Source organism: Modicisalibacter luteus DSM 23508, from assembly GCF_000378505.1.
GTDB classification, from domain to species: domain Bacteria; phylum Pseudomonadota; class Gammaproteobacteria; order Pseudomonadales; family Halomonadaceae; genus Modicisalibacter; species Modicisalibacter luteus.
This window is the reverse complement of sequence record NZ_KB899989.1, coordinates 174,919-196,304: the sequence shown is the minus strand read 5'-3', so window position 1 is coordinate 196,304 and position 21,386 is coordinate 174,919. Positions and strand designations below refer to the sequence as shown.

The 21,386-nt window shown below is 56.8% G+C and carries 18 protein-coding genes and 2 tRNA genes; 12 read left to right on the top strand and 8 right to left on the bottom strand.

What is annotated here, in order from left to right; genetic code table 11:
* Nucleotides 1-66 precede the first annotated feature (66 nt).
* Together F568_RS0100900 and F568_RS0100895 are read right to left on the bottom strand one after the other, a co-directional pair.
* Nucleotides 67-1,347, bottom strand: coding sequence for a Y-family DNA polymerase (locus F568_RS0100900; RefSeq protein ID WP_026300251.1), 1,281 nt, complete (start codon nucleotides 1,345-1,347; stop codon nucleotides 67-69).
* A 2-nt stretch (nucleotides 1,348-1,349) separates the two neighbouring features.
* Nucleotides 1,350-1,784 carry a LexA family protein gene (locus F568_RS0100895; RefSeq protein WP_019016815.1) on the bottom strand — a complete coding sequence of 145 codons (435 nt, stop codon included), beginning with the start codon at nucleotides 1,782-1,784 and terminating at the stop codon, nucleotides 1,350-1,352.
* Nucleotides 1,785-1,928: 144 nt separating this feature from the next.
* On the opposite strand from F568_RS0100895, the gene F568_RS24780 reads away from it, so the two are divergent.
* Both F568_RS24780 and F568_RS0100885 read left to right on the top strand, forming a co-directional pair.
* A complete protein-coding gene (locus F568_RS24780; protein ID WP_019016814.1) occupies nucleotides 1,929-2,087 on the top strand; it encodes a hypothetical protein in 159 nt (52 codons plus the stop codon).
* An 88-nt stretch (nucleotides 2,088-2,175) separates the two neighbouring features.
* Nucleotides 2,176-2,832, top strand: a complete 657-nt coding sequence (locus F568_RS0100885) for an SOS response-associated peptidase (RefSeq protein ID WP_019016813.1) — start codon at nucleotides 2,176-2,178, stop codon at nucleotides 2,830-2,832.
* A 573-nt stretch (nucleotides 2,833-3,405) separates the two neighbouring features.
* On the opposite strand, the gene F568_RS26285 is transcribed toward F568_RS0100885, so the two are convergent.
* On the bottom strand, nucleotides 3,406-3,759 hold the full coding sequence (locus F568_RS26285; RefSeq protein ID WP_019016812.1) for a con-10 family general stress protein: 354 nt from the start codon (nucleotides 3,757-3,759) through the stop codon (nucleotides 3,406-3,408).
* A 637-nt stretch (nucleotides 3,760-4,396) separates the two neighbouring features.
* Nucleotides 4,397-5,083, bottom strand: coding sequence for a type 1 glutamine amidotransferase domain-containing protein (locus tag F568_RS0100875; protein WP_026300249.1), 687 nt, complete (start codon nucleotides 5,081-5,083; stop codon nucleotides 4,397-4,399).
* 282 nt (nucleotides 5,084-5,365) lie between these two features.
* Here F568_RS0100875 and F568_RS21930 point away from each other — a divergent pair, with 282 nt between their 5' ends.
* Entirely contained in the window at nucleotides 5,366-6,085 is a 720-nt protein-coding gene (locus F568_RS21930) for a Crp/Fnr family transcriptional regulator (protein ID WP_040475718.1), read from the top strand.
* Nucleotides 6,086-6,463: 378 nt separating this feature from the next.
* Here F568_RS21930 and F568_RS0100865 read toward each other — a convergent pair whose 3' ends face one another.
* The 3 genes from F568_RS0100865 to F568_RS0100855 form a co-directional block, all read right to left on the bottom strand.
* Nucleotides 6,464-6,670 (bottom strand): hypothetical protein, encoded by a 207-nt coding sequence (locus F568_RS0100865; protein ID WP_019016809.1) that lies wholly within the window; start codon nucleotides 6,668-6,670, stop codon nucleotides 6,464-6,466.
* A gap of 80 nt (nucleotides 6,671-6,750) precedes the next feature.
* The gene (locus F568_RS25530; protein WP_019016808.1) at nucleotides 6,751-7,386 is read right to left on the bottom strand and encodes a helix-turn-helix domain-containing protein; all 636 of its coding nucleotides are present in this window, start codon (nucleotides 7,384-7,386) and stop codon (nucleotides 6,751-6,753) included.
* Nucleotides 7,387-7,819: 433 nt separating this feature from the next.
* Nucleotides 7,820-9,421 carry an SLC13 family permease gene (locus tag F568_RS0100855; protein WP_040475717.1) on the bottom strand — a complete coding sequence of 534 codons (1,602 nt, stop codon included), beginning with the start codon at nucleotides 9,419-9,421 and terminating at the stop codon, nucleotides 7,820-7,822.
* Between the two features lie 482 nt (nucleotides 9,422-9,903).
* On the opposite strand from F568_RS0100855, the gene F568_RS0100845 reads away from it, so the two are divergent.
* The 4 genes from F568_RS0100845 (at nucleotide 9,904) to F568_RS0100830 (ending at nucleotide 12,726) form a co-directional block, all read left to right on the top strand.
* Nucleotides 9,904-10,800 (top strand): LysR family transcriptional regulator, encoded by an 897-nt coding sequence (locus F568_RS0100845; protein ID WP_026300247.1) that lies wholly within the window; start codon nucleotides 9,904-9,906, stop codon nucleotides 10,798-10,800.
* A gap of 97 nt (nucleotides 10,801-10,897) precedes the next feature.
* Entirely contained in the window at nucleotides 10,898-12,376 is a 1,479-nt protein-coding gene (gltX, locus tag F568_RS0100840; protein WP_019016804.1) for a glutamate--tRNA ligase, read from the top strand.
* Between the two features lie 173 nt (nucleotides 12,377-12,549).
* Nucleotides 12,550-12,625, top strand: a tRNA-Ala gene (locus tag F568_RS0100835).
* A gap of 25 nt (nucleotides 12,626-12,650) precedes the next feature.
* Nucleotides 12,651-12,726 (top strand) — tRNA-Glu (locus F568_RS0100830).
* A 630-nt stretch (nucleotides 12,727-13,356) separates the two neighbouring features.
* Here F568_RS0100830 and gltA read toward each other — a convergent pair.
* Nucleotides 13,357-14,646, bottom strand: a complete 1,290-nt coding sequence (gltA, locus tag F568_RS0100825; protein ID WP_019016803.1) for a citrate synthase — start codon at nucleotides 14,644-14,646, stop codon at nucleotides 13,357-13,359.
* Nucleotides 14,647-15,061: 415 nt separating this feature from the next.
* Here gltA and sdhC point away from each other — a divergent pair, with 415 nt between their 5' ends.
* The 5 genes from sdhC (at nucleotide 15,062) to F568_RS0100800 (ending at nucleotide 21,344) form a co-directional block, all read left to right on the top strand.
* Nucleotides 15,062-15,439, top strand: coding sequence for a succinate dehydrogenase, cytochrome b556 subunit (gene sdhC / locus F568_RS0100820; protein WP_019016802.1), 378 nt, complete (start codon nucleotides 15,062-15,064; stop codon nucleotides 15,437-15,439).
* On the top strand, nucleotides 15,433-15,780 hold the full coding sequence (gene sdhD, locus F568_RS0100815) for a succinate dehydrogenase, hydrophobic membrane anchor protein (protein ID WP_019016801.1): 348 nt from the start codon (nucleotides 15,433-15,435) through the stop codon (nucleotides 15,778-15,780). The genes sdhC and sdhD overlap by 7 nt, the downstream gene beginning before the upstream one ends.
* A 3-nt stretch (nucleotides 15,781-15,783) precedes the next feature.
* Nucleotides 15,784-17,556 (top strand): succinate dehydrogenase flavoprotein subunit, encoded by a 1,773-nt coding sequence (gene sdhA, locus F568_RS0100810; RefSeq protein ID WP_019016800.1) that lies wholly within the window; start codon nucleotides 15,784-15,786, stop codon nucleotides 17,554-17,556.
* Nucleotides 17,557-17,567: 11 nt separating this feature from the next.
* Complete coding sequence (locus tag F568_RS0100805) at nucleotides 17,568-18,278, top strand: succinate dehydrogenase iron-sulfur subunit (protein ID WP_019016799.1); 711 nt, start codon at nucleotides 17,568-17,570, stop codon at nucleotides 18,276-18,278.
* A 228-nt stretch (nucleotides 18,279-18,506) separates the two neighbouring features.
* Nucleotides 18,507-21,344 (top strand): 2-oxoglutarate dehydrogenase E1 component, encoded by a 2,838-nt coding sequence (locus F568_RS0100800; protein ID WP_026300245.1) that lies wholly within the window; start codon nucleotides 18,507-18,509, stop codon nucleotides 21,342-21,344.
* Nucleotides 21,345-21,386 lie beyond the last annotated feature (42 nt).

Below are 21,386 nucleotides of genomic sequence, written 5' to 3'. Positions count from 1 at the left end.
GTAGCATTGGCTCTGGGGTAGGACGCCTGGCTGCAAGACCCCGGCAAGGAATGCCGGGGCGTTTACTTAAAGCACTCTCACCTTGGGAATCTCCTCCCATCGCGTGGACCATCGCGGTGTGCGATTGGCGCAGCGCAGGTGCCAGGCCGCGCCCTCTGTCGGCATGCCCAATCTTAGCGTACCGCGCCCCATCTTCTGGTTCAGCGCATCCATGGTCGCCATCAGCCTTTCGCTCCGTGTGCGATCGGTGGCGCTCTGAGGCGTGTCGAGCAGCGAAAGCTGCTGCCGGTTGGCATCGACCAGGTCGAGCAGCATTACGCCAGCCTTCATATAGGCAAAGCGGGGCAGGAAAATACGCTGCAGCGCCTGACTGGCTGCGTGCAGGATCGGGCGGCTGTCGTCGGTAGGGTGTTCCAGCTCGACGATTAAGCTGGGCGAATACTGGGGCAGGTCAGGGCGGTGCGGGTTGGTCTTGAGAAAGACGAGCACGGCCCGGGCCAGGCTGCCTTGCTGGCGGAGCTTTTCAGCGCCGCGCTGGCCGTGTTGACGAATGGCTTCCTGAACCTCCTGATAATTGCCGGTGAGCTTGCCAAACGAGCGACTGGTCATGATGCGCTGCCTGGGTTCATCAAAATCATTCATTTCGATGCAGGGGGTGCCTTGCAGTTCGAGCACGGTGCGTTCCAGCGTCACGCTGAACTTGCGGCGGATCTGCCTGGGATCGGTGTTACGCAGGTCCCATGCCGAGCGAATCCCCATAGTATGCAGGCGTTCGATGAGGCGCCGACCCACGCCCCAGATATCCCCCAGCTCGACCCGCTGCAGCAGGCCCTTGGTGGTCGTGCTGTCGCGATCCAGTACACATACACCGCCATAACCGGGAATCTTCTTGGCAGCGCAATTGGCAAGTTTGGAGAGCGTTCGGGTTGGGGCAACACCAATGGAAACCGGGATGCCGGTGAACTGGCGCACTTGCTGGCGTAGCTTCCGACAATGCGTGGTCAGCGCCGCTGTCTCGAAGCCGTCGAAGCGTACAAACATTTCATCGATGGAATAGGGCTCCACCTGCGGTGCGAACTCCTCGAGCACGGACTGCACACGGGAGGACATGTCGCCATAAAGCTCATAGTTGCTGGAAAGCAGTACTACGCCGCGGTTATGACTCAGGTGCTTGAGCTGAAATGCAGGGGCGCCCATCTCTACGCCCAGCGCTTTCAGCTCAGTCGAGCGAGCGATAACACAGCCGTCGTTGTTTGACAGTACCCCGACGGGGCGACCTTCGAGATCCGGCCGGAATGCCCGCTCACAGCTCACGTAGAAGTTATTGCAATCGACAAGGCCAATCATGGTCACACCGGATACTCGTGGATCACCGAACGGACGACACCCCAGACTTGGCACTCGTTGTCACCGAGGGGGATGGGGGCATAACGGGAGTTACCGGAGCAGAGATAAGGGCGGTTGCCTATGATCTCGTAGCGCTTGACGATCACTTCGCCATCGACCAGTGCGGCGAGGATTTGTCCAGGACGGGGTTCTATTGAGCGGTCCACGACCAGAATGTCGCCATCCTGCATGCCGAACTTGACCATACTGTCACCGACCACCTGCATGAAGAACGTGGCAGAGGGACGCTTGATCAGTCGTTCGTTGAGATCCAGCGTGCGGCCTTCGTAATCCTGCGCGGGGCTGGGAAACCCGCTCAAACCCGCGCGGATGAGCGTCTCGGGAAACGGCAGGGCGAGCGGCGGCGGTGCAAGCTCGGCATGGATGAGTGGCGACATAGGGATTTTCTCCTGTTGCTGGTTGGATATACAGTATTTAACGAATCCTCGATCACAGGCAAACGCTAATATACGGATGGCCGCCAACGCTGAGGCGGGAGTCGGTAAGTGAAACCAATAAAAACAGGAGGTTGCTGCCGAATAATGTTTGTGATGTATCTCGGCCCGCTGATGGCAGGTGGTCACCATCCGACGCTAGAAGGGTATGGCCTCAGCCAGTTCAGCCCGGCGCGTTTGTTGGTGCCGCCCTGGAAAAGCCGGGATGACTTCCGCGCGGTGGCTGGGCCTGCGGAGTGGCGGTAAATCAGGCCAGGCGGTATGTGCACTAGCATGGCTTGCCGAGCCAGAAGTTACTGCCCACGCTTAGGAAAAGCTCTTTCAGGAGTCGTTTATGTGCGGCCGTTTCGCGTTATATAGTGCCTACCCCAAGTTTGCGACGAAAGTAGGGATATCTACCGTTGAGGGTGAGCCGGCCCCGCGTTACAACGTGCCGCCTGGCACCTGGATCACGGCGATACGGCGCATGTCGGGTGATGAGCCGCCACACATGGATGAACTATGGTGGGGGTACAAGCCGAAGTGGGCGAAGGGCAAGGCGAGCCAGCCGATCAATGCCAGGGTCGAGACGGTGGCCACGTCAGGCTATTTCAAATCTTCCTTCCAGAAGCACCGCTGTCTTATACCCGCCGATGGGTGGTATGAATGGGACAAGGCCGCCTCACCCAAGCAGCCTCATTTCATTTGTCGGGAGGACCGAGAGCCGATTTATTTCGCAGGTATCTATACCGAGCGCGAGGACGGCTCCCTGGGCTGTGCCATCATCACCGAGCCTGCCCGGGGCTCCGCCCAAGACATACATGACCGCATGCCGCTGATTCTGGACGACGAAAGTCTGGAGCCTTGGCTCGACGTTGACCTGACCGATCGCGAGACCCTACGCAACGTAGTGCATCACCTCAATGCCAAGCTGATTACGCACTGGCCGGTCAGCACTAAGGTAAACCGGCCAAGTGGGGCGGGCGACGAGTCGCTAATCAATCCAGCGTAACGATGAGACACCGAATGGTAAAATAGCGTCACAAAATAGGCTTATTCAACGATTTGTACATGAGGCCTCCTGTTAGGGTGTTGGTGTGACGTCTTTTTTACTCGTCCTGCATTCCTTGCAGGTTCGTCATAGCTCTACGTCACTGTCTTTTGCCCCGGCCGATAGCCGGGGCTTATTTTTTCTCTATCTTCCTAATCCGCCTACCTTCTGTAAGCTTTTTCTTACAATTTTATCCTGTTATTCCCTACGTCTTGTGTTCGCATGGGTTAATTGTATATACGCTGAGACAGGGCATAGTGGTCTTGCGTTCATGGATGAACTCATCAAAGGAACCTGGGCAAGGATGCTCAAATTACCAAGGACGCATGAGCAGGATGCTCATGGAGAGATGCAGGATGCATGGCGCTGTGTAGCGTTACGGAGCTCGGTCTCTACAGGCCGAGCTCCATCCAAGCGTAGATGGACCTAACTACTCTAGAAAAATTGACTGCCAACGGTAAGGCCGTTGGCAGTGGCACGGGAACTCGTTCCTTAGGTATACATCCCTCCTTAAATCACTTCCGGACGGAATGATTAGGAGTTACGGCCTCCACCATGGCTATGCTCGCCGCCTTTCTTGCCAGCTTCAGAGGCTTTCTCGCGATCGTTTGCGAAGTTACCGCCACTTTGCTTGCCGCCTTTCTGGCCAGCCTCGGAGGCCTTTTCAGGGTCGTTGGCGAAGTTACCGCCACTATTCTGACCACCTTTGTGGCCTGCTTCAGCAGCACGCTCGGGATCATTCTTGAAGTTGCCACCACTACTCTGACCACCTTTATGGCCAATATCTTCGTAGAACTCCTTACCATGAGATTCTGAAGTGGCTTCGCCGCCTTTCTTGCCAGCTTCGTTTACGCTCATGTTTCCTTGGTTACGCTTATCGTCTGCCATCGAAACTCTCCTTAATTCTAGGGGCTTCTAATTGCCTAGAAAGCAATACTTTCCTTATATTGCTTAATGCCATATGCTAAAGGCGTATTGATAAATTAGGTGCGATATAAGTGTGTCGCAAGTTAATAAAGGTTTCTGTTTTTTAAGACTCGTGTAAAGTGGTTTTTAAACGTGCTTATTGAAAATTAAAACAACGTGATCTGATAAAAACGACACATGGAAAGTTGGCTTTAAGGGCTAGATTTAAATAGCCATGAAGCATCCTTGGTCCATCTTGCTCCGGCGAAAGCCGGAGCCTTCTTGCATTCGATGACAGCCCTGCATATGGTGCCTGAAGCCACACGCCTATGCGAACCCAACTCTACACCAGCGGGCCATTTGGGTATAAAGTGGCTATGAACTGCTTGGTTATTGGCTTTGGCCAATCCAGCGCAGGGCGGCGGAGAGCGTCCTATCCGGCGCAAGTATAGTATCAGTACTGATGCTGGTTTGGCTGCCATGCTTTTGCGTCAGGCAGTATATTGGAAGGGGGCGTTTATTTATGATCAGGATGCGCCCCAAAGAATAGCTGTTTCGTATATATGATGCAGGCTCATCCCCATACAGAGGGCGCCCCATCAAGGAGCGCCCTCTCTTGTCACTGTGCTCGTTTGAGTACTTCAAGCAATGTTTTTGCCGTTTCGTCTGATGAGCCAGGGTTCTGGCCGGTAATCAGGGTGCCATCCACTACCACGTAAGAACTCCAGTCTTCTCCCTTGGAATATTCACCCCCGTTATCCTTCAGCATGTCTTCAACCAGAAAGGGCACGACCTCGGTCAGTTGGACCCCTTCTTCTTCGGTGTTGGTGAAGCCTGTCACTCGCTTTCCACTGACCAGGAGCTGGCGGTCGGCGCTTCGAGTGTGGCGGAAAACACCTGGGCCATGGCATACGGCAGCGACGGGCTTACCTGCCTCGTACATGGTTTCGATAAGCTTGATGGAGTCGGTATCTTCCGCGAGGTCCCAAAGCGGGCCATGTCCACCAGGATAAAACACGGCGTCATAATCCTCAGCGTTTATCTCAGCCAGTTTCACTGTGTTAGCCAAGGCGTCTTGTGCCTGTTTGTCTTGGTTGAACCGTACGATGGATTCGGTCTCGTCGTTGGGGTCATGGCTCTTGGGATCGACCGGCGGTTGGCCGCCTTTGGGTGAAGCTAACGTGATCTCGGCTTCGCCCTCAAGGAATACGTAATAGGGTGAAGCAAACTCCTCCAGCCAGAAGCCGGTCTTGTTACCGGTATCTCCCAGTTGGTCATGTGACGTCAGTACCATTAAAATTTTCATCATCTTTCCTCCCTGAAACTCGTGACCTACTTGCGGCAGAGTAGAAGCTCTACCTTGTATGTGCGAGCCATTTGAGGGTAAAGACAAAAGCCCACCTTGGGGAGGGTTTGGGTCAGGGCGGTTTCAAGATAGGTATCGAGAGCCGCTACCCGGATTATTCTCGGCCACAAAGCCATTCACTGCTGGTTCTTATACTAGCTTCGGCCTGTATCGAGAGTGGTCCTGAATTGCTAGTTTGTTGAGTTACTTCCCTCTTCTGCGCTTAATGAGGCGGTTTTTTCTGTGACAGCTAATTTGCTCAATAAGCTTAATAATTTCATAGAGTTAACGGACGAAGAAAAGCGCTCTATAGAAAACGCAGCCATTATTAGAAAGAACTATCGAAAAGGGCAAGACATCATTAGCGAGGGCCAGCGACCGGATGCTGTTCATCTGGTTGAAGAAGGCTGGGCGTGCCGATACAAATCGCTGGGAAATGGCAATAACCACATCATGGCCTACCTCATTCCTGGTGATCTGTGCGACGTGCACGTCACGATTCTCAATGAAATGGACCACTCTATCCGTGCATTGACCCCACTGAAGGTGGCCTTGTTGCCTGCCCATAAGATCAGCTATCTCATGGAAAGCAATGGCCGCCTTGCGCGGGCTCTATTCTGGTCGACGCTTGTCGACGAGGCGACACTTCGCGAATGGCTGGTCAATGCGGGCAGTCGATCCGCTGACAGGCGTCTGGCCCATGTATTCTGCGAGATGCTGCTGCGTTCACGTATCGCTGGGCTGACCGACAATACCAGCTTCGATCTGCCACTGTCCCAGCTTGAACTGGCCAACTCGATGGGGATGACTCATGTTCATGTCAACCGAACGCTACAGAAACTGCGCTCCGAGGCGCTGATTGCGTTCAGTAACAAGCGCATGACGATTCTGGACTGGGAGCGGCTCAAGGTATTTGCCGGCTTCAAATCCAACTACCTGCATTGCGAAAATATCGAGTGTTAGCACTCTCGGCCGGGCTTTCTATGCGCCGGGCCCTGCTGGAGAATTACACGTCCCTAGGCTCTATTAAGCTTGTCTCACACTTTTTGTAGTCAATGTCTTACAAGAATACATAACGCTGTTTAATTTGCTGCGTGCAAATTCTTGCGATAGTACCCGCCGTGAGCAGGGAGTGGTCCTAAGGAACCCGAGCAAGGATGCTCGACGAACCAAGGATGCCCGAGAAGGATTCTCGTAGATGAACTGCAGGATGCAGGGCGCGATTGGGCGCTACGAAGAAGCCCGGCCTTGATAGGTCGGGCTTCTTTTATGCAAGCCATACAGGAACGCGGCTCGTATTCGGCACTACCGGGCCTTCTCTAGCTCTAGGCGAGGATAGCCTCAAAGGCCGTAATCTTCAGGCTCTTCGCCCTGCTCTCGGAGAAACGCGGCGATCAGTGAATCCTCTCCGTCATAATCGGAACCGCTATTGTAGGCGAACTCGATAAGCTGCTCCTCCTCGAAGCCGTCGTACCATTCCAGATCCTTGTAGTCACTGGTGGAATACCAGTCACTGGCAGCTTCATAGCTATCGAACAGCATGGGCATAGCAAATCCTCCCTGATCACCATTTACTTCTGCAACGTAGGTAGGCATCGAGAGGGATGCAAGTCGAGGCGGCGATCGATTCAGTCTGTCGGCTCTGGCTCGATCGCATGGATATCCTTGCTTTCCACCAGTTTCCAGCGTGCACGGATCTGTCCAACCAGGCGGAAGGGCAGAGCATTGGTAGGTACTGTCTCCACGTGCTCTGATTCGTTCCTGATTTGTACATCCCCGCTCGAAGTGCGGCTCAGGTGCCGGATGGTCAGCTTGCCCAGGTAATCAAGCACATAAAGCCCATCGCGAGCGAAATCGGAAAGAGGAAACACCGCTGCCAAGTCACCTTCAGCGAGAAAATCAAAGGTTTCGCCGTGCCCTGGTGTGACGAGATGGCAATCTCTCGTCAAGCCTGGCAATGGCAAACCGCCGAGAAGATGGGCAGGCACGTCACCATGGTGTAGCCAAGGGGCTGACTGGTGCACCTGTATATGCAAGACGCCATGTTGTGGCGGAGGGGCGGGCGTTCCGTGTAATAGGTCCGCCAGCGTACAGTCGAGTGCACTGGCCAGAGCGACTAGACGCTCATGACCGATCTGCCGGATCGTGCCCGACTCCCAATAGGAAATAGTGACATCGGAAACGCCGACCCGTCGGGCCAGAGCAGCTTTGCTCAATTTGGCCTTTAGTCTCAATTGTTTTATGCGGGATCCCAATGCGTCCATCGTTGCATCTCGCCTTGACGTGAACGCGATAGCATAGCCACCTGCCACCGAAGTTTGTTTCGGATTAAGAATCGTTCTGAAAAGTTCGATGGTCAGGCAGCATGCTAGGTAGAAGCTATCGCGCTAAATGGTTCAGATTGCAGATCCCTATGCCCAAGGCTCGCGGTGGCGGGCCATTCCAATACCGGCATCGCCGGTATCACTGTAATCATGACTTACCAAACGGGCTTAACGGGAAAGACACCGTATACGAGTGGCTAGTACGTTAGTGATGCATACATGAACGCGTGCCGCAACAACGCGGTTGGTAAGACGAAATAAAAAAGCCCGCAGAGCCCAGCGTGCAGCGAGCAAGATCTGATGGGGGGCGTTCGTCCTGCACAAGTTAATCGGTATCAACGGCAGAGGCCCCCCAAGCTTTTACTAGCGCGAACTAGAACTGTAGCCCGAGCGCAAAACCCCCGATCAGGTAGCAGAAGGCAGTGATCAACACGATCCCGACAATGTTGAGAACGAAGCCTCCACGTGCCATCTGGCCGATGGAGACTGCGCCAGTACCGAAGACGATGGCGTTCGGTGGCGTTCCTACCGGTAACATGAAGGCGCAGGTCGCGGCGAAGGCCGCCGGGATGAGCAACGTCATCGGGTCGGCACCAATGCCAACCGCGACACCCCCGAGCACGGGAATGAAGGTCGCGGCTGTCGCTGTGTTGCTTGTCACTTCCGTGAGGAAAAGCACTATCGTGGTCACGGCCGCGACCAGCAACAGGATAGGAAGCACCTCCAGCCCGGTAATCTGCTCGCCGAACCAGCTATCCAAGCCGGTGCCTGCCACCGCGCCGGCGAGGCTCAAGCCACCACCGAACAGCAGCAGTACGCCCCAGGGCAGCCCGTCCTCGGCATCTTTCCAAGTCAGCACCATATCGCTACGGCCTCTACCGGGTAGAATGAACATCGCAATGCCGGCGGCAATGGCGATGGCGGTATCATCAAGCTCGCCGAACGGCCCCAGCCGATTCCCCACCAAAGGAATATTGGCGAGCACGCCGGGTACGACCCAAAGGAACGCCGCCGAGCCAAAAACGAGCATCACCATCTTCTCGCCCTGACTGAGCGGTCCGAGCTTATGGATCTCGTTGTCGATCATTTCCTTGCCGCCGGGAATCTCAGCGATGTCGAAGGTATAGAGCACACGCGTCAGCAGTACCCAGGCCACCAGGATAAAGGTGAAGGCCAGCGGCACGCCGATCATCATCCACTCGAGGAAACCGATGGTACGGCCTAGCTCGTCGGCGGCGTAGCCAGCGACAATGGCATTCGGTGGGCTACCGAGTAGGGTGCCGAGGCCGCCCATACTCGCCGACCATGCGATAGACAGCAGCAGGCAGACGCCAAAGCGTTTAATGTTATCGTCGAAAATGAAGTCGACGTGACCGGCCCGGTGATGGTCATGTCCAGGGGAGGTGGTTGCTAAGGACTCGCCACTACGTTCTGCCACCAGGCGGAGCACGGAGAGCCCGATCGGCAGCATCATTAGTGTCGTTGCAGTGTTGGAGACCCACATCGACAGGAATCCCGTGGCGAGCATCATGCCGAGCACGATCCGTTTCGGTTCGACCCCAACTCGGGCCAGCGTCAGGAGCGCGATGCGACGATGCAGGTTCCATTTCTCCATCGCAATGGCAATCAAGAAGCCGCCGAGAAAAAGAAAGACGATAGAGCTGGCGTAGGGCGCCGTGGCCTGACCGACTGTCCGCTCCGTTAACATCGGAATCAGCACGATCGGCAGCAGAGCCGTGGCCGAGAGCGGGATCGCCTCTGTCATCCACCAGATCGCCATCAGGGTAGCGATAGTCGCGACCCAGCGTGCATCTGACGACAACCCCTCAGCGTAGCCCATGGCAATCCAGACCAGCAGCGCTACAGCCACCCCGAATGCGCGTAGGCCCCATGTCACCCGGGCCGATCGTCCGTTAGACCCTTGCCCTCCGGGCGAGTCTTCGTACTCACTGTTCGGGCGATACTGTTCAGTCATTATTAAGCCTCCCAATTTTTCACTTATGCTAGTTCAATTGCAGGCCAGGACCGCAGGAAGCGCTCTGTGTGCTTCTTGATGAGATATCTGCGCTGATCTTGAAGGCGTACCAGAATTCTCTGCCGGGCAACGACGAGACGGCAGTCGTCAATGACCTTGTACGCCCTGGGCGCTGGTGAGGTTTATGCAGCGTTTTTGAATTACAAAGGGAGAAAAGCCACTCAGGCCTACCTGTTTCGCGGTGCTGCGAAAGTCATGAAAGAAGGAAAAAACGCGCCGGCTGCTCAGGCGAACAGCCCTTTGGCGCTCAAGCATATTGCACTGAAGGCACCACCGGCACATGAGTGCCCATGGTGGCTCTCGAGTGGACACCGAGGTGTTTCTTCAAGAGTGGCTGCAGTATAGGCAGTCGTTATTTGCTGAATAAGTGGGTACAATCGAAAACTAGTGTTTCCTTAATGGAAACTTACCGGAGGTGAAGCCTGACTACCCTGGATGCGCTGAAAGTCTTTGTCGAGGTCGTTCGAGCCGGGAGTTTCACGGCTGCAGCCCGCCGCCTGGGTATTTCCAAGTCATTGGCATCCAAGCGTGTCGCGGCGCTGGAAGAGGAGTTGGGTGTCAGTCTGCTAAATCGTTCGACGCGTTCGCTGCATCTGACCGAAGCCGGGCAGATCTATTATGAGCATGGCTTGCGTATCCGTGAGGAGCTGGCTGCTGCTGAAGCACAGGTGCAGTCGGTCACGGCCAGGCCGAGAGGGCAGCTAAAGGTCAGCGCCCAGGTCAGTTTCGGCTTCATGTACCTGGCGCCTCCGACCACGGCTTTCATGCGCCGGTACCCCGACGTGGCGGTAGAGCTACTGCTCGAGGATCAGCGTTTCGAGCCGATCGACGACTCGGTCGACCTGGCTATCCGCATGGGGCCAATGCCGCCTTCGAGCCTGGTTTCTCGTCCCTTGTGCAAGGTGGTATATGGACTCTATGCCTCTCCGGAGTACCTGGCCCGCGCCGAGCATCCCGTGCACCCGCGCGATATTTCCCAGCACGATAGCGTTTTCTATGGCAATTACGACCTGGGAGCGCACTGGCGTTTTTCATTAAACGGCCAGCCGCTGGATATCGAGCCCAACTCACGCCTGGTCATCAATAACCTGCTGGGTGTCGTCGAAGCCGCCAAGGCCGGTTTCGGGCTAGCCTACCTGCCGACGTTCGCGGCACGTGCCGCCGTGGCCAACGGCGACCTGGTGCCGTTGCTGCAGCCCTACTGGAACGAGCACGGCAGTATGTTGGTACTGTTCCGCTCGCGTAAGTACTTGCCCGACAAGACCCGGGCCTACCTGGATTTCATCACCGACTGGTTCCGCGAACACCTGGCCCTGTAGGGCGCTATGGGCTCTCTTCAGTGAACCTTGGCGGCTGATGGGGCAGGGTTACGTGCGTATAATGTCGCCCAACACTCGAGCCAACGGAACGGAAACCATGACCGTACGTACACGAATCGCCCCTTCGCCGACCGGCGACCCCCATGTCGGTACCGCTTACATCGCCTTGTTCAATCTGTGTTTCGCTCGCCAACATGGCGGTCAGTTCATCTTGCGCATCGAAGATACCGATCGGCAGCGTTCTACGGCCGAGTCGGAACAGATGATTCTCGATTCGCTCCGCTGGCTGGGGCTGGAATGGGATGAAGGCCCGGATGTCGGGGGGCCTCACGGTCCGTATCGCCAGAGCGAGCGCGGCGATATATATGCCGAGTATGCCCGCCAGCTTCTCGACGCCGGTCATGCCTTCAAGTGCTACCGGACCAGCGAGGAGTTGGATGAGTTGCGTGAGGCACGCAAGGCTGAGGGATTGCAGATGGCACTCAAGCCGGCCGACCTGGCCTTATCTGATGATGAGGTCGCACGCCGCGAGGCCGAAGGCATGCCTTATGTGGTACGCATGAAGGTCCCTGATGAGGGAACTTGCGTGGTGACGGATATGCTGCGTGGGACGATTGAGGTCGACTGGGCCCAGGTCGATGCGCAGATACTGCTCAAGTCCGACGGTATGCCGACGTATCACTTGGCCAATGTGGTCGATGATCATCTCATGGGTATTACTCACGTTCTGCGCGGCGAGGAGTGGATCAACTCGGCGCCGAAGCATCAGCTACTCTACGAATATTTCGGCTGGGAAATGCCGCAGCTCTGCCATATGCCGCTGTTGCGTAACCCCGACAAGTCGAAGCTCTCCAAGCGCAAGAACCCGACATCGATCAATTACTATCGCCGCATGGGCTTCCTGCCTCAGGCAGTGACCAATTACTTGGGGCGGATGGGATGGTCGATGCCTGATGAGCGAGAAAAATTCACTCTCGATGAAATGATGGCGCACTTTGACATTCAGCGCGTGTCACTGGGCGGGCCGGTGTTCGACCTCGAGAAGCTGACTTGGCTCAACGGCGTTTACATCCGTGAAGACCTTGATGATGTCGCGCTGCTCAAGGCACTGCGCGACTGGGCCTTCAACGAGAGCTATGTCGGCGAGATTCTGCCGCAGGTACGCCCACGTATCGAGACACTGTCTGATGTCATGCCGCTGGCCGGTCACTTTTTTGCCGGTCTGCCACGTATCGATGCGCGGAGCTTCGATGACGTCAAGCTTGAGCGCGATGAACTGGTCAAGTTATTGCAGTTCCTGATCTGGCGTTTCGAGGGGGTGACCCGCTGGGATAAGGAAAGCCTGTTATCCGAGGTAAAGCTGCTCAGCAATGTCTTCGATCTGAAAATGAAAGCGTTTCTGGCACCCGTGTTCATTGCCATCACCGGATCCGCAACCTCCACCTCAGTCATGGATGCCATGGCCATTCTCGGATCCGATATGACTCGTGCACGCTTGCGTCATGCCGTCGAGGTGCTGGGTGGCGTGTCCAAGAAGCAGGCCAAGCGCTTGGAGAAAGAGTATCGTGAACTCTAAGATGTAGGAGAACGCTGAAGTTTATTGCAAGTGACGATAGGCGGGCCGGTGGTCCGGCCCGCCGACGGCCAGGATGCTGAGTGCAGCACGAAATTCTCGTTTTCCTGTGTTGACGAAAGCAAAGGTTATCAGTAATATACGCCCCGTCCTCGCGAGAGACAAAGCGGTTCAGGGGGGCCTTAGCTCAGCTGGGAGAGCGCGACGCTGGCAGCGTCGAGGTCACCGGTTCGATCCCGGTAGGCTCCACCAATATCTCGCGAAGCGCACTTCTTGCGTCCCATTCGTCTAGTGGTCTAGGACACCGCCCTTTCACGGCGGTAACAGGGGTTCGAACCCCCTATGGGACGCCACTTTATTTTCCCTTCTCTTTCATTGATCTGACGTTGCTTCGCTAACGTCGAGCATGACTTGTTTCATGCTTGAGTCTGTAATTTTGCCGAAGCAGGGTTGACATTTTTCTAAAGTTTTCCCCACCTAAGGGCGCGTTCAGGAAATCTTGTGCATAGATTTCCCGGTAAGCCCGTGGTTGTGCGTTTCCTCGAGTTTCCCTTCTTAATCAACGACTTATATGTGGCTAAAAATTAGTCAATTTGTAGCCAGGCCGCTTGTTATGGCGACTGGAAGACGTTTTTGAGAGGTTTTTAACAGGTTTATCCACAGAAAGTGTGGAAAACGATTCAGGGCGCATGAAACAGGATTTAGCGAGTGGAAAACGTGCTCTTCTTGAACGCTGGAGGCGTTCATTCAAGCGACGCTGAGGGGGCATTGCACGAGTTGGGCTGACAAGTGCGGAATGCTTGAGGCGCTTCCTGCTCGCTGCTGAGACCGGCAGGCGGATGGAGGCTGTTGGTAGTGCTTGGGCACCGAGAAGCGTTCCTCAGGCTCTCTGAACGCCGACACAGATAGTCGAGGGGCGGGGGAGTTGCCTATAAATACAACGGGCCGCCCTGAGGCGGCCCGTTGTTCGGTAGAGGTCGCCGTTATTCCTTTGTGGGATAGTCGCGCTCGGTGTAACCCGTGTAGAGCTGGCGCGGACGGCCGATGCGGTAGCTGCCACTGATCATCTCGTGCCAGTGGGAAATCCAGCCGATGGTGCGTGACACCGCAAAGATGACCGTGAACATGTTGGTCGGGATGCCGATGGCCTTGAGAATGATACCGGAATAAAAATCGACATTCGGGTAGAGCTTGCGCTCGATAAAGTATTCGTCCTCCAGGGCAATCTGCTCTAGGCGCTTGGCGATCTTGAGCTGGGGGTCGTCGGCCATGCCCAGTTCGCTGAGAACCTCGTCGCAGGTCTCCTTCATGACCTTGGCGCGCGGGTCAAAATTGCGATAGACGCGATGACCAAAGCCCATCAGGCGGAACGGATCATCCTTGTCCTTGGCGCGATCGACGAAGCGCTGAATGTTCTCCTCGGAGTCGTCACCAATCTCGTCGAGCATGTTGAGTACGGCTTCGTTGGCGCCCCCGTGGGCTGGTCCCCATAGGGCGGCGATACCCGCACTGATACAGGCGAATGGGTTGGCACCGGTAGAGCCAGCGAGGCGAACCGTGGACGTAGAAGCGTTCTGCTCATGGTCGGCATGTAGCATGAAGATGCGATCCATGGCCTTTGCGAACACCGGGTTGATCACGTATTCCTCAGCCGGATTGCCGAACATCATGTAGAGGAAGTTTTCGGCATAGTTGAGGTTGTTGCGGGGATAGTTGAACGGCTGACCGATATTGTACTTATAGGACATCGCTGCCAGGGTCGGCATCTTGGCAATCAGGCGAATCGCGCTAATATAGCGGTCTTCCTCCCGGGTGATGTCCAGGTGGTCGTGATAAAAGGCCGCCAGGCCGCCAACCACGCCGCACATAATCGCCATCGGGTGCGCATCACGACGGAAACCCTTGTAGAAATTGGCAATCTGTTCGTGAACCATCGTGTGGTAACGGATGGTCTTTTCGAATTCCTTGTACTGCTCATCGGTGGGCAGCTCGCCGAACAGCAGCAGGTAGCTCATTTCGACATAGTTGGAGCTGTTGGCCAACTGGTCGATGGGGTAGCCGCGGTGCAGGAGAACACCGTTGGCACCATCTATATATGTAATGGCGGATTCGGTGGCGGCAGTGGCAACGAACCCCGGATCGTAGGTGAAGAAGCCCTCGGCTGTGAGGCCGCGCACGTCGATGACATCGGGTCCGGTAGTGCCGGAATAGACCGGAAACTCAATCGTTTTGTCCAGCCCCTCAACAGTCAACTTCGCTTTTCTGTCAGCCATGTCGGCCTCCTTCTTCGTTATCGCATTCTGTACGTAAGTCGTTGTCTTGCCTGCCAGCCCGGCGCAAAAAGGTCCGCCCACTATAGGAATGACGAAACAATTGTCAATTGCTCGTTGGTGTTCATGGCAGGGGTCTCGTGCCCCGTTTTGAGGAATTCTCAGGAAAGTTATAGCGCACTGCAGCATAGCTTAGCACGCGGCGGAGAGGTGTTACCGAGAGTAACACTAAGGTCGCAAAATTGCGGTAACGATTTGTCTTACCTATGCCCAGTCCCTATAATCTTCCCCGCGCGACTGGCGGGAAAGGGATTCGGTCGTGTCACTTGGCAGGACCGCCGAGGCCCTTCTTCAAACCACCGCCCGCTCGGGCCTAGCCCGATAGACGTAGAGCGGGCCAAGAGAGTGTGTAAGTGCCGTGAATAGCAAAAGACCCGTAAACCTCGACCTCTCCACGATAAAGTTTCCACTCCCTGCGCTGACCTCCATTACTCACCGTATCACCGGCGTCATCCTCTTCGTTGGTCTGATCTTTCTCTTCTGGGCGCTGGATGCCTCGCTATCTTCGCCCGAAGGGTTTGAATCCGTGCGTAATGCTCTTGAGCACAACTTCTTTGCCAAGTTGGTGACTTGGGGGTTGTTGGCCGCTCTGGCGTTCCACTTCGCGGCGGGCGTGCGACATCTGCTGATGGATCTCGACTTCGGTATCGAGCTCGAGGCTGCAGTTAAATATACGAAAATCACCATTGTGGCTAGCGTGGTCCTGGTGGTACTGGCGGGAGTCTGGGTATGGTAACCAATATCACTAACTTCGGCCGTAGCGGCCTGTCCGACTGGCTGATCCAGCGGGTATCGGCAATCATCCTGATGCTCTACACCATTTTCATGGTGGGCTATCTGCTGTTCGCGCCGGACCTCGACTATCTGACTTGGCGCGGCCTGTTCGACCAGACATGGATGCGCATCTTCTCCTTGCTGGCTTTCCTTTCACTGGCGGCTCACGCCTGGATCGGCCTGTGGACCGTAGTTACTGACTACATCAAGCCGACCGGTATCCGTTTCGCCGTTCAAGTCGCCATTATCCTCGCCATCTTCATCTTTCTGGTGTGGGGCGTTCAAGTTCTTTGGGGAGCCTGATCCATGTCTACCATGCGTAATCTGACATTCGACGCAATCATCATCGGTGGTGGCGGCTCCGGCCTGCGTGCCGCGCTCGAGCTGGCCAAGTCCGGCAAGAAAACCGCCGTCATTTCTAAGGTTTTCCCTACCCGCTCGCACACTGTTTCCGCACAGGGTGGCATTACCTGTGCCATCGCGTCTGCTGACCCCAACGATGATTGGCGCTGGCACATGTACGATACCGTCAAGGGCGGCGACTACATCACTGACCAGGACGCGGCCGAGTACATGTGTTCTGAGGGCCCAAAAGCGGTGTTCGAACTCGAGCACATGGGCCTGCCATTCTCGCGTTTCGACAACGGCCGCATCTACCAGCGTCCGTTCGGTGGCCAGTCCAAGGACTTCGGGAAGGGCGGCCAGGCGGCGCGCACCTGTGCCGCAGCCGACCGTACCGGCCACGCGCTGCTGCATACGCTGTATCAGAACAACCTGAAGAACAACACCGTATTCCTTAACGAGTGGTATGCGGTGGATCTGGTCAAGAATGCAAACGGCGACGTGGTCGGCTGCATCGCGCTGTGCATCGAGACCGGCGAAGTGGTGCACATCAAGTCCAAGGCCACCGTATTGGCGACCGGCGGTGCCGGCCGTATCTACTCGTCCACCACCAACGCGCTGATCAATACTGGTGACGGCGTCGGCATGGCGCTGCGTGCTGGCGTCACGGTGCAGGACATGGAAATGTGGCAGTTCCACCCGACCGGTATCGCCGGGGCAGGGGTGCTGGTCACCGAAGGCTGCCGTGGTGAAGGTGGCTACCTGATCAACAAGGACGGCGAGCGCTTCATGGAGCGTTATGCGCCAAACGCCAAGGACCTGGCCGGTCGTGACGTCGTGGCCCGTTCCATGGTCATGGAAATCCTTGAAGGCCGCGGTGTCGGCGAGAACGGCGACCACGTGCTGCTCAAGCTTGACCACCTGGGTGAGGAAGTGTTGCACAAGCGCTTGCCGGGTATCGTCGAGCTGGCCAAGACCTTCGCTGCCGTCGATCCGGCCAAGGAACCCATCCCGGTTGTGCCGACCTGTCACTACATGATGGGTGGCCTGGCCACCAATGTTCATGGCCAGGTCATAAAGCAGGACAGCGACGGCAATGACGAGGTCGTCAACGGCCTATTTGCCTGTGGTGAAGTGGCTTGCGTTTCCGTACATGGTGCCAACCGCCTGGGCGGCAACTCGCTGCTCGACCTCGTCGTGTTCGGTCGTGCTGCCGGCATGTTCATCGAAGGCGCCCTCAACGAAGGTATCGAATACCTGGATGCCGCCCAGTCCGACGTCGATGCCGCATTGGCGCGCATGAATCGCTGGGATGAATCCAGCGGTGGCGAATCGGTGTCCGAGCTACGCGCCGAGCTGCAGGCAACCATGCAAAAAGCCTTCGGTGTCTTCCGCCAGGAAGATCATATGCAGGAAGGCGTCAAGAAAGTGGCCGAACTGCGTGAGCGCATCGCCAATGCGCACCTGGGCGACAAATCCAATGCCTTCAACACGGCCCGTGTCGAAGCGCTGGAACTCGACAACCTGTTGGAAGTGGCCGAAGCGACCGCTATCTCTGCGCTCGAGCGCAAGGAAAGTCGCGGCGCCCATTCTCGCTACGACTATCCGGATCGGGACGACGTCAACTGGCTCAAGCACTCCACGTACTACCCGCTGGAGAAGAAGCTGGGCAAGCGTGAAGTCAACTTCTCGCCAAAGACAGTCGACACCTTCGAGCCGAAAGTCCGTACTTATTGAGGGGGACCACGATGTCCATGCTTCAGGTATCCGTATACCGCTACAACCCGGAGACCGACTCCGCTCCTTACATGCAGGAGTTCCAGGTGGACACACAGGGCCGCGACCTGATGGTCCTGAATATCCTCGAGCTCATCAAGCAGCAGGATAGCTCGATGGCCTACCGTCGCAGCTGCCGTGAGGGTGTCTGTGGCTCCGATGGTATGAACATGAACGGTACCAATGGCCTGGCCTGCGTCACGCCGCTCTCGGCCGTGACCAAGGGCGGCAAACTGGTGCTGCGTCCGTTGCCCGGCCTGCCGGTGATTCGTGACCTCGTCGTCGACATGGGAATCTTTTACAAGCAGTACGAGCGCATTCAGCCGTACCTGCAGAACGAGAATTCTCCGCCGGCTATCGAACGACTGCAGTCGCCCGAAGAGCGCGACAAGCTCGACGGACTCTACGAGTGTATTCTGTGTGCCTGCTGTTCGACCTCTTGTCCGTCGTTCTGGTGGAACCCTGACAAGTTCGTTGGCCCGGCCGGTCTGCTTCAAGCTTATCGCTTCCTGGCCGATAGTCGTGATACGGCAACCCGCGAACGCCTCGCCGAACTCGAGGATCCGTTTAGCGTGTTCCGTTGCCGCGGCATCATGAATTGCGTTGCGGTTTGTCCGAAAGGGCTCAACCCGACCCGCGCGATCGGCAAGATTCGTGAGCTGCTATTGGCGAATGCTACTTAAATCGCGGCCTACGACTTGCTATCATTGGAGCCCGTTTCACCTGCGGCCTCGTGCCGCAGGTGAGGCCGGCCCACGCGTCAAGAGCCGGTGCCAGGAGCACCGGCTCTTGACGATCACGCCGCGCATTCCGCGGACGACACCTCGTCCGCATGCAAGACAAAGAGTGACGCCGGTGCGCACCCCGTATCAGGCGCCGACACCACCCCATAAGTGCAGGGTGACCGAGAGATGCAAGAAGGCATAATGGAGTTGATGTGGCGCTCCTCGCATGTGAGTGGCGGTAACGCTCACTACGTCGAAGCGCTGTACGAGCAATACCTCGTCGATCCCAATGAAGTTCCGGATGAATGGCGTAACTATTTCGACCAGTTACCGCGCCCGGAAGGCAGCCCCTCCTACGATACTCCCCTCAGTCCGATCCGAGACCAGTTCTACCAGTTGGCACGCAACCGTCGCACCGCTACCCAGGGCGTGGCTGCAGTCGACAGTGGCGAGAACAAGAAACAGGTCAAGGTTCTCCAGCTGATCAACGCCTATCGATTCCGTGGTCACCAGAAGGCCAACATCGATCCGCTCGATCTGCGCAAGCCGGTTCCGGTTCCGGACTTGGAGCTGTCCTTCCACCAGTTGTCAAAGGCCGACATGGACACCGAGTTCCAGACCGGCTCCTTCTTTCTGGGCAAGGACAAGGCACCGCTGAAGGAAATCGTCGAGGCACTGGAGCAGACTTACTGCCGCAGCATCGGTTGTGAGTTCATGCACATCGTCGATACCGAAGAGAAGCGCTGGTTGCAGCAGCGTTTCGAATCGGTGCGCTCGAAGCCGAAGTACAGCAATGAAGTCCGCCAGCACGTACTCGAGCGATTGACCGCTGCCGAGGGTCTGGAAAGCTACTTGGCATCCAAGTACCCCGGCACCAAGCGTTTCGGTCTCGAAGGGGGCGAAAGCTTCATTCCGATGATGGACGAGCTCATTCAGCGTGCCGGCGGTTATGGCACCAAGGAGATCGTCATCGGCATGGCCCACCGTGGCCGCCTCAACCTGCTGGTTAATATCCTTGGGAAGAGCCCGTCAGAGCTGATCGATGAGTTCGATGGCAAGAAGGTCATCACCAAGGGGTCGGGCGACGTCAAGTACCATCAGGGTTTCAGCTCCAACGTCATGACACCGGGCGGTGAGGTGCATCTGGCGCTGGCTTTCAACCCGTCCCACCTCGAGATCGTCTCACCGGTAGTTGAAGGCTCGGTGCGTGCACGTCAGGATCGTCGCGACGATACCGACGGCGACAAGGTGCTGCCGATCACTATCCATGGCGATGCGGCCTTTGCTGGCCAGGGCGTGGTCATGGAAACCTTCCAGATGTCACAGACGCGTGGCTATCGGACGGGTGGCACGGTACGTGTCGTGATCAATAACCAGGTAGGGTTCACGACATCGAATCCGTTGGACACGCGCTCCACCGAGTATGCGACCGATATCGCGAAGATGGTTCAGGCACCGATCTTCCATGTCAATGGCGATGACCCGGACGCCGTGCTACATGCCGCGCAGGTCGCCATCGACTATCGTCAGCAGTTCCACAAGGACGTCGTCATCGACTTGGTATGCTATCGCCGCCGCGGCCACAATGAGGCCGACGAGCCGTCCGGTACCCAGCCGATGATGTACCAGAAGATCAAGGCGCAAAAGAGTTCCCGTGAGCTTTATGCGGCACGCCTGGTCAAGGAGGGCGTGCTCTCCGAGGATGATGCCAAGGCGCTTGTCGAACAGTACCGTGAGGACTTGCTGGCCGGTAATCACGTCGCCAATGCGCTAGTCAAACAGCCCAACACCGAGCTGTTCGTCGACTGGACGCCTTATCTTGGCCACGAGTGGAGTGGTGATTTCGATACCTCCTTCGACATGAAGCGTATGCAGCAGTTGGCAGCGCGCATGTGCGAAATTCCCGATGGTATCCAGGTCCAGCGTCAGGTTGCCAAGATTTATGAAGACCGCCGCAAGATGCATGCTGGCGGCATGGCGCTCAACTGGGGCTTTGCCGAAACCCTGGCCTACGCCACGTTGCTCGACGAGGGCCATCCGATCCGGCTCACCGGTCAGGACTCGGGCCGTGGTACCTTCTCGCATCGTCATGCTGTGGTGCACAACCAGAAGGACGGCACTACTTACGTTCCACTGGAGAATATTCGCGAAGGCCAGCCACGCTTCACCATTCGCGATTCCTTCCTCTCGGAAGAAGCCGTGCTGGGCTTCGAGTACGGCTACGCTACGACCGTGCCGAACTCTTTGGTTATCTGGGAAGCGCAGTTCGGTGACTTCGTCAACGGCGCTCAGGTGGTCATCGACCAGTTCATTTCCTCTGGGGAATCGAAGTGGGGTCGTCTCTGTGGGCTGACCATGCTGTTGCCTCACGGTTATGAGGGGCAGGGGCCGGAGCACTCCTCCGCACGCCTCGAGCGCTTCCTGCAGCTATGTGCCGAACACAACATGCAGGTTTGTGTGCCGACCACTCCGGCGCAGATCTTCCATCTCCTGCGTCGTCAGGTCATTCGCCCGCTGCGCAAGCCGTTGGTAGTGATGTCGCCGAAGAGTTTGCTGCGCCACAAGGAAGCGACTTCTACGCTGGAGGAGTTGGCCAACGGCCGTTTCCAGATGGTGTTGGAAGATCAGGGCAAGCTCCAGGCCGACAAGGTTAAGCGTGTCGTCCTCTGCTCGGGCAAGGTCTACTACGATCTGGCGGCCTACCGCACCGAGAATGAGCGCGAGGATACGGCCATCCTGCGTGTTGAGCAGCTCTATCCGTTCCCGAAAGATGAGCTTCTGGAAGCGATCAAGGGCTACGCCAACCTGGAGCAGGTGGTGTGGTGTCAGGAAGAGCCGCTCAACCAGGGGGCCTGGTACCAGAGCCAGCACCACATGCGTGTGGCTGCGGACATGCACAAGGAAGGCCTGGGCCGCGAACTCAAGTTCGCCGGTCGTCCGGCCTCGGCGGCACCTGCCGCAGGTTACATGTCCGTCCACGTCGAACAGCAGCGCCAACTGGTGGAAGACGCCTTTAACGCCTGAGGCGAACCACCAGGACGAGAGAGAACCCACTAAGGAAACCAA

Excerpts from the sequence above, each read along its gene's own strand:
- F568_RS0100900 (WP_026300251.1), bottom strand. The coding sequence starts at position 1,347 with ATGATTGGCCTTGTCGATTGCAATAACTTCTACGTGAGCTGTGAGCGG.
- F568_RS0100895 (WP_019016815.1), bottom strand. The coding sequence starts at position 1,784 with ATGTCGCCACTCATCCATGCCGAGCTTGCACCGCCGCCGCTCGCCCTG.
- F568_RS24780 (WP_019016814.1), top strand. The coding sequence starts at position 1,929 with ATGTTTGTGATGTATCTCGGCCCGCTGATGGCAGGTGGTCACCATCCG.
- F568_RS0100885 (WP_019016813.1), top strand. The coding sequence starts at position 2,176 with ATGTGCGGCCGTTTCGCGTTATATAGTGCCTACCCCAAGTTTGCGACG.
- F568_RS26285 (WP_019016812.1), bottom strand. The coding sequence starts at position 3,759 with ATGGCAGACGATAAGCGTAACCAAGGAAACATGAGCGTAAACGAAGCT.
- F568_RS0100875 (WP_026300249.1), bottom strand. The coding sequence starts at position 5,083 with ATGAAAATTTTAATGGTACTGACGTCACATGACCAACTGGGAGATACC.
- F568_RS0100865 (WP_019016809.1), bottom strand. The coding sequence starts at position 6,670 with ATGCCCATGCTGTTCGATAGCTATGAAGCTGCCAGTGACTGGTATTCC.
- F568_RS25530 (WP_019016808.1), bottom strand. The coding sequence starts at position 7,386 with ATGGACGCATTGGGATCCCGCATAAAACAATTGAGACTAAAGGCCAAA.
- F568_RS0100855 (WP_040475717.1), bottom strand. The coding sequence starts at position 9,421 with ATGACTGAACAGTATCGCCCGAACAGTGAGTACGAAGACTCGCCCGGA.
- gltX (WP_019016804.1), top strand. The coding sequence starts at position 10,898 with ATGACCGTACGTACACGAATCGCCCCTTCGCCGACCGGCGACCCCCAT.
- gltA (WP_019016803.1), bottom strand. The coding sequence starts at position 14,646 with ATGGCTGACAGAAAAGCGAAGTTGACTGTTGAGGGGCTGGACAAAACG.
- sdhD (WP_019016801.1), top strand. The coding sequence starts at position 15,433 with ATGGTAACCAATATCACTAACTTCGGCCGTAGCGGCCTGTCCGACTGG.
- sdhA (WP_019016800.1), top strand. The coding sequence starts at position 15,784 with ATGTCTACCATGCGTAATCTGACATTCGACGCAATCATCATCGGTGGT.
- F568_RS0100805 (WP_019016799.1), top strand. The coding sequence starts at position 17,568 with ATGTCCATGCTTCAGGTATCCGTATACCGCTACAACCCGGAGACCGAC.
- F568_RS0100800 (WP_026300245.1), top strand. The coding sequence starts at position 18,507 with ATGCAAGAAGGCATAATGGAGTTGATGTGGCGCTCCTCGCATGTGAGT.